The 7,118-nt window shown below is 42.2% G+C and carries 6 protein-coding genes and 1 riboswitch; of the genes, 3 read left to right on the top strand and 3 right to left on the bottom strand.

From position 1 onward, the window contains the following. Positions 1 to 422 precede the first annotated feature (422 nt). A complete protein-coding gene (locus AB4161_RS13105) occupies positions 423 to 875 on the top strand; it encodes an RNA-binding protein (RefSeq protein ID WP_017061054.1) in 453 nt (150 codons plus the stop codon). On the opposite strand, the gene murI is transcribed toward AB4161_RS13105, so the two are convergent. The 3 genes from murI to btuB are packed head-to-tail and all read right to left on the bottom strand — an operon-like array spanning position 838 to position 4,236. After that, on the bottom strand, positions 838 to 1,644 hold the full coding sequence (gene murI, locus AB4161_RS13100; protein WP_372083445.1) for a glutamate racemase: 807 nt from the start codon (positions 1,642 to 1,644) through the stop codon (positions 838 to 840). The genes AB4161_RS13105 and murI overlap by 38 nt on opposite strands. Before the next feature lie 60 nt (positions 1,645 to 1,704). Beyond that, positions 1,705 to 2,370, bottom strand: coding sequence for an adenine nucleotide alpha hydrolase (locus tag AB4161_RS13095; RefSeq protein WP_136977508.1), 666 nt, complete (start codon positions 2,368 to 2,370; stop codon positions 1,705 to 1,707). Between the two features lie 48 nt (positions 2,371 to 2,418). Next, positions 2,419 to 4,236: a TonB-dependent vitamin B12 receptor gene (btuB, locus tag AB4161_RS13090; protein ID WP_017070283.1), complete on the bottom strand. Its 1,818-nt coding sequence runs from the start codon at positions 4,234 to 4,236 to the stop codon at positions 2,419 to 2,421. Positions 4,237 to 4,275: 39 nt separating this feature from the next. Continuing rightward, positions 4,276 to 4,480: riboswitch (cobalamin riboswitch) on the bottom strand. 154 nt (positions 4,481 to 4,634) lie between these two features. Between btuB and trmA the strand changes: the two genes are divergently transcribed. Both trmA and AB4161_RS13080 read left to right on the top strand, forming a co-directional pair. Then, entirely contained in the window at positions 4,635 to 5,744 is a 1,110-nt protein-coding gene (trmA, locus tag AB4161_RS13085; protein ID WP_372083444.1) for a tRNA (uridine(54)-C5)-methyltransferase TrmA, read from the top strand. A 404-nt stretch (positions 5,745 to 6,148) separates the two neighbouring features. Then, positions 6,149 to 7,118 (top strand): helix-turn-helix transcriptional regulator (locus tag AB4161_RS13080; protein ID WP_372083443.1); only part of this gene is annotated, 970 nt, incomplete at its 3' end.

Raw genomic sequence — 7,118 nt, 5'->3', positions numbered from 1 at the left:
TTTTGATATTCATCAACGAGTGCCCACACAGATTGATAGGTTTAAATTGTTAAAGAGCGCTAGCGTTTTGTGATTCACATCTCAATCGCTAGGGGTGCGTACTATACCTGCACCACTTTGAGAGTCAAGGGTTATTTTCAAACTCTTTTTCTCTACCGATTTCGCTGGGTGACTTTCGTCTCACTCCGTGTCGGTGAGGCGGCATTATAGAGAGATTGATATGGAGCACAAGGGCTTTTTGAAATAAAAGTTTTGTTCGCCTAAAAAGCCACCAGATCCGCATTTTTCGAATAAAAACTAAACATTTGAGACGTATCACAGCAATACATTGGAAAAATGGAAGCCATGAACGTAAGATTCATGTGTCTATTTTGTTAATGGTAGATGCGTCTATTTCGTTTATTAATATGTAGTATTCCGATATGAACTCAAAAAAATCGATGTTGTTAATTGTCGCACTGGCTGTATTAGGCGGCATTGTTTTCTCTCAGGTAGATATATCGCCTGCAATTACCTTTATCCTTGGTGTCTTGGCTTCCGCTTTTGTTGTTAACTTTTCAAGCACCGACTCAAAATCAGATTCAGAACCTAAGGCTTCAACCAAAACACTTTATGTGGGTAACCTTCCATACAAAGCGAACGAATCACATGTACGTGAATTATTCTCAGAGCATGGTGAAGTATTTGCAGTACGTTTAATGAAAGACAAACGTACTGGTAAAAGAAGAGGCTTTGGATTTGTTGTTATGGCAAGTAATGATGTGAATCATGCAATCTCTGCACTTAACGATAAAGATTACATGCAACGCACTTTAAAAGTACGTGTTGCAAATGATCCTAAACATCCTGAAGCGGACGAATCTGAACTGAGCTAAACCCTAACTGCTTTAACATACTATTTAGTGCACTTTCTTTTTTAGGAAGTGCACTACAAAAAACTTCACGTACTCTCCCTTCTTTATTAACGCTTTCCAAACCCAACAAATCTTGAACCCGCTTAGCTATCGCTTTACCAGAATCTATCAGCACTACACTTTCACCTAGTACTTGTTGAATCTCTGATTTGATCAATGGGAAATGAGTACATCCTAATACAGCCACATCAATTGTGTTGATCATCGGCTGAAGGATTTGCTGTAACTCTTCAAGGCTAATCTCCTCGCCTCTGAGTTTATCTTCGGCCATATCCACCAGCCGAGTAGAACCCAACAGCTCTACTCTTTTATTACTCGAGAAGTTTTTGATGAGCTCGTGTGTGTATTCACGAGTAATCGTCGCGGGAGTCGCAATAAGGCCAACCGCTTTATTAGCCAGTAACGAAGCAGGTTTGATTGCCGGGACTACGCCGACAATAGGGATAAGGTTATTAGCGCGAAGTGTCGGCAGGACTATCGTACTGGCCGTATTACAAGCTATCACCACGATATCAATAGCGTGACTCGCCACAAAACTGGCGACGATACTTTGGACTCGCTGAATGAGGACTTGCTGATCGAGCTCACCATAAGGGTAAGCCTCGTTATCGAATACATAGATATAGTTGTGATTGGGTAGTAACTGGCTTATCTCTTTATATACAGACAGACCGCCAACTCCAGAATCAAAGACCAATATGTTTTTTTGTATGCTTTCCGACACAACCATTACCTGTAATAAGTTCCGCAGCAATGATACCCCTTCACCTAGTTTTCGCCAATCATCACTCTACATAATGCAAGCTCGGTAGCGTTGATGCCCAAAGCGCTCACCCTGCTCTACATTTTCTAGCTCTATCTTAAGCTTACCTTTAAAGCATGGCGCTGACGTGACTAAGGTATGGAACTCACCATCTTCTCCACATGGGTCGACGTGACTTGGCAAACTGTCTATTAGTTCAGGCGTGTATTCTTTCCCGCAATAGCTCATGTCTAATGCATCGCTATCAACTGTGACGAGAAAGGTTTCGATTCCTCTATTTATGATTTCTTGAGCCAGAGTTTGGCTACTCTCTCCCATTAGTGGAAACACACACTCCCAGCCAGCCGGTTCTATATAGCTTTTTCTATAGTCGGCAATGCCATTGCAAAACATATCGCCAAATGCGACCGCATCAATTGATAAGCAAGACCCTTCCAATGCTGAGACAATCGTACTTTGGTAAATCTCATTGCTCGGGAACACTTCAGGAAGCTCTATGGTGATGAGTGGCAAACCGATTAATTGTGCCTGCATGGCAACGACATCAATAGGAGTTACCTGGAAAGGGACTTCATCTCCAACATAGGTAGTATAAAGAGCAACAACTTCATACTCAGCACTCTCAAGCAAACGCTCTAGGGTTAATGTAGAGTCTTTGCCTGACGACCAACTTATGACGACTTTCTTTTTCATTGATATACCCAATAAGAAAAAACCGCCCGAAGGCGGTTTAGGTGATAATTAGAATTGGTAAGTAGCATTCACGTAATATGTACGCTCTGGTGATGGGTATCCACCAGCAGTCTCGTACTCTTCGTCAGTTAAGTTATCCACTCGACCATTTAAAGTAAGGTTTTCATTCGCATAGTAGTTCACTGAAACATCAAACAAGCTATACGCTGCGAGATCTTCAGAGAAGTCCGGTCTCTCACCTACATATTGGAAACCTAATGAAACATCAACATCATCGAAACTAGCCACTGCATTATACTTGTAAATCTTCTTAGCTCGGCGTATCAGTTGCTCACCAGATTGATCTTCTGGGTCTTGGAAATTAGCGCTCACTTGGTGGTTAATAAAGCTAGTATCAAATCCAACGACCATTTCCACACCACGTAATTGGCTTTCGCCATCGGTATTGTAGTACTTACTTGTCGCGTAGTTGTAATCAATTAAGTCTTCGACGTTCGTGTCATAGCCAGTAATCGACCAATCAACATCCTTGATTAAGCCACCAAAAGTCAGTTCAAATGAATCTGCCTTTTCAGCTTCTAACTGTGCATTACCGTAGTAGCTATATAGTTGATACAAGTTAGGTGCTTTGAAGGATGTGCCATAAGCTGCTTTTACAACAAGCCACTCAGCATAACGATAGCCTAACCCTGTGTTGTAAGTAGTTTCTGTACCAAACTGCTCATTGTCATCAACACGAAGACTCAGTTCTCCGAACACTTTATCCGCATCTGCGTTTAATGCAGCGAAGTACGCAACATTCGTTCTGTCGTATTCAGTATTCGAAGGCTTAACAATATAAGCCTCATCACGCCAATCTACACCACCACTAAGAGTCAGTGACGACGTTAGTTTGTATGAATTCACCCATTGAACATTTAGCTGTTCAAGCTCATCAGATGTTGCTGACGCTGAGTTCTTGCCTAAAGACTGTTCGTAGTTCCAGTTATCTTGATTCTGATAGTTAACTAAGAAATCAGACTTAAGTTCACTGCCACTATATTTAACACCAGTAGCAAAGGTCGAATTTTGAACTTCAGCTTCTTTGTAAGAATGGTCTGTACCAAATGAACCATCGTACTGAGAAATGGTTTCAAACATACGGAAATTCGCGAAGCCACTCCATTGCTGATCAAAATTATGAACATAACCAATTAGAGCATTGCGTGATTCAAAACCATGGCGATCACCATCATTAACACCTGGTAATGGATGAACGTTGTATCCCTCATCGGAATCGTAACCAACAGATACGTTCAAGTGACCATTTTCACCGACCTTAGTACCACTAACAAAGCTCAGCTCTTGGTAATCTAAGCTTCCTAAACCTGCACTAACTGCCGTTTTTTCATTGTCAGAGTTTGCAACAGTAATAATGTTGATAACACCGCCGATAGCTTCTGAGCCATACATAGCGGCACGAGCTCCTCGAACGTATTCCACTCGGTCAACGAATGTAATTGGTAACTGGCTAAAATCGACACCACCCTTTGCAGCTCGCGCAAAACGAATACCATCAATGAGAACAAGCACTTGATCAGAGTTAGCACCACGAACAAAGATCGAAGCTTGCTGTCCTCGACCTCCATTTTGTGAAACCTGAATACCCGTCAATCGTCTAAACACATCTGTTAGAGACTTAGCTTGAATTCGATCGATATCTTGGCGTGTTACTACTTCAACTTGAGCGACAACACTTTCCGTGCTTTGCTCAAAACGGTTAGCCGTAACCACCATGGTTTCGTCGGCAGATGCTTGTTGGGCGTGTAAATTGGAGATAGGTGAAAGCAGCGATGCTACAGCAACCGCTAAAAGGGATTTGTTCATGTTGTGATCCTAAATCGCGTAAATTCCTACCAAACCACATGTCATGGTTTAGCCGCTGGCAGGTATTCGGACTCAAGAGCACAACCTTTTGGTTACCTTATATTCGACTTCCCACAAAAAGCTATTTGCAGTGTCTTGTGAATACTTGTTCTCTTTTACCGCTGCGCGTCAGTTCTGGATTCACACCAGATTCCCTCTTCAGCCATCTATACATCTAAATGGCACCAGCTTGCCGAAGATAGTATTGACCTCTGAATCATTTGTCTAGTCTAAGATAGTTATAAGCTATAGTTTTCATGGTCGATTTACATTGAATGGCTCTCAACACTGGACAAGCGCCTGTGATTGAATAAAATCTGCGCTCTTGATTTAAAAGCACGACAGCAAAAGGCATAACAATGGCGAATTTAGATGTAAACCCGCAACGCTACCAAGAACAACTGGCAGAAAAGACAGAGCGTCTTACAGAAATGTTCTCAGAATATGATGTGCCTGAACTGGAAGTGTATGAATCTCCAGAACAACACTACCGCATGCGTGCTGAGTTCCGCGTGTGGCATGAAGGTGACGATATGTATTACGTCATGTTCAATCAAGAGACTAAAGAAAAATACCGCGTAGACCAGTTCCCTGCAGCTAGCCGTCTTATCAATGACCTAATGCCTCTATTAACAGATGCAATGAAGGACAACCACTCTCTGCGCCACAAGCTATTCCAAGTAGACTTCCTTTCTACGTTAAGCGGCGAAATTTTGGTGTCATTGCTTTACCACCGTCAATTAGGTGAACAGTGGATTCAAGATGCTAAAGCACTTAAGCAGCAATTAAACGATGAAGGTTTCAACCTAAACCTGATTGGCCGTGCGCGTAAGATGAAAATCGTACTGGACCGCGACTACGTAATTGAAAAGCTAGATGTGAATGGTGATAGCTACATCTACCAACAAGTAGAGAACAGCTTTACTCAACCCAACGGCAAAGTGGCAGAGAAAATGTTGGAATGGGCTGTCGATTGTACTCAAGACAGCAAAGGCGACTTACTTGAGCTTTACTGTGGTAACGGTAACTTCTCATTAGCGCTAGCACAAAACTTCGAGCGTGTACTGGCAACTGAACTGGCGAAACCGTCAGTAGAATCTGCGCAATACAACATCGCTGCGAACAACATTGAAAATGTTCAGATCATCCGTATGTCTGCAGAAGATTTTACTGTAGCAATGGAAGGCAAGCGTGAGTTCCGTCGTCTACAGCAAGCGAACATCGATCTTAAGAGCTACAACTGCAACACTATCTTTGTTGATCCACCGCGTTCAGGTATGGATGTTGATACTTGTAAGATGGTTCAAGGCTACGAGCGTATCATGTACATCTCTTGTAACCCTGAAACATTGAAAGAGAACCTAGACATCCTAAGCGAAACGCACGACATCACTCGTTTTGCTCTGTTTGACCAGTTCCCTTACACGCACCACATGGAAGCAGGTGTGCTATTAGAACTTAAAAAATAAATAGTTACATAAATTCCACTACCTGAAAATCAACTCTGGGTACGGCTTGGGGTACGGCACTAGCTATGATGGTGCAATTTCGTATCCCAACCAAAAACCATTAACACTAATGATTTTCATTATCAACTGATCGTATTTACTTCTAATCTAATATATTTCAAACACATATCACTTCTATGTATCCACCAACATAGGAGTTCATCATGCCCACCTCGATTATTCAATTAATTTCAATTGTACGCTTTCATCCGACACCAGATGCCCAAGCTACTCATACAATCAACTCACCTTAAAGCCTAGCGTGAAGAGCTTCGTCTCTTGCTATCAACCGAGTGAGAGTGACTTGTTCCAACATCGTTATACCGTCACCTCTATTTTGCTCCACTTCGCTAAAGGTGTGCACGATGAGTAAATCTACTCATGTGAGCACTCGCCAGCATATGGTATTAGCACTTGAGTTATACAAGCGCATACCGTATTGGCACAAAGTCACGGCCTCTGAGCTCAAAGCACAGCTTCAGGAGATAGGTATTGATAGAGATATTCGAACGATTCAACGTAACCTTGATGTGTTACTTGAGTATTTTGATATTGACCGAGATACTCGTGACAAACCTTATGGGTACCAACGAAAGCAAGCCAAATCTCTTGTTGGCTCTGGTACTCAAGAAGCACTACTGTTGTGTCTGGCTGAGTCTCACATACATTATTTAATCCCTTCTCATATATCTCATACTCTTCAGTCGTTATTTGAAGATGCTAACTACCGATTAGAATCCTTAGCTCAGGACTCAAAAGAGTCTCAATGGTTACGAAAAATCGATTTATTCGGCACTTATGAACTAAGGCGTAATATCTGCCCTGATGCTTACGCAGCTATCAGTCAAGGGCTCTACCACAATCGTTGGTTAAACTTGCACTATTACTCTGAAGAGGGGCAACACAGAAAAGATGTCATGCCATTAGGTCTTGTACAACAAAGTAATACATTGATATTGGTGTACCGCCAGAAGGGAAATAAAGACGCTACTTTTGTTGATGTCAGCCATATTCACAAGGTCACACTATCAACCTTCACGTTTGCTTACCCACAAGATTTTGACTTACAACACTCAGCATCGGGATACACCAATACAGAGTATGAGCGTTATACACTCGAATTCACTATTACTAAACAAGCTGGTGAACATCTCTACCAAACACCACTTTCCAACGACCAACGTATCTCTGAGTTCGATACATATTTACACATCACTGTTACGGTTTCTAATACACCACCGTTAGTGGCATGGCTAGAAGCACATAAAACCCACATCACCTTTGTAGAACAACAACCTATACCGCCGTCAGTCACCCCCCCCCCAACTTCAAACC

The organism is Vibrio sp. 10N.286.51.E5 (assembly GCF_041469125.1).
GTDB classification, from domain to species: Bacteria; Pseudomonadota; Gammaproteobacteria; order Enterobacterales; family Vibrionaceae; genus Vibrio; species Vibrio crassostreae_C.
This window is presented reverse-complemented; position numbering and strand designations above follow the sequence as displayed.

What these genes read in the sequence shown, in the direction of transcription:
- AB4161_RS13105 (WP_017061054.1), top strand. Translation starts at nt 423, where the DNA reads ATGAACTCAAAAAAATCGATGTTGTTAATTGTCGCACTGGCTGTATTA.
- murI (WP_372083445.1), bottom strand. Translation starts at nt 1,644, where the DNA reads ATGGTTGTGTCGGAAAGCATACAAAAAAACATATTGGTCTTTGATTCT.
- AB4161_RS13095 (WP_136977508.1), bottom strand. Translation starts at nt 2,370, where the DNA reads ATGAAAAAGAAAGTCGTCATAAGTTGGTCGTCAGGCAAAGACTCTACA.
- btuB (WP_017070283.1), bottom strand. Translation starts at nt 4,236, where the DNA reads ATGAACAAATCCCTTTTAGCGGTTGCTGTAGCATCGCTGCTTTCACCT.
- trmA (WP_372083444.1), top strand. Translation starts at nt 4,635, where the DNA reads ATGGCGAATTTAGATGTAAACCCGCAACGCTACCAAGAACAACTGGCA.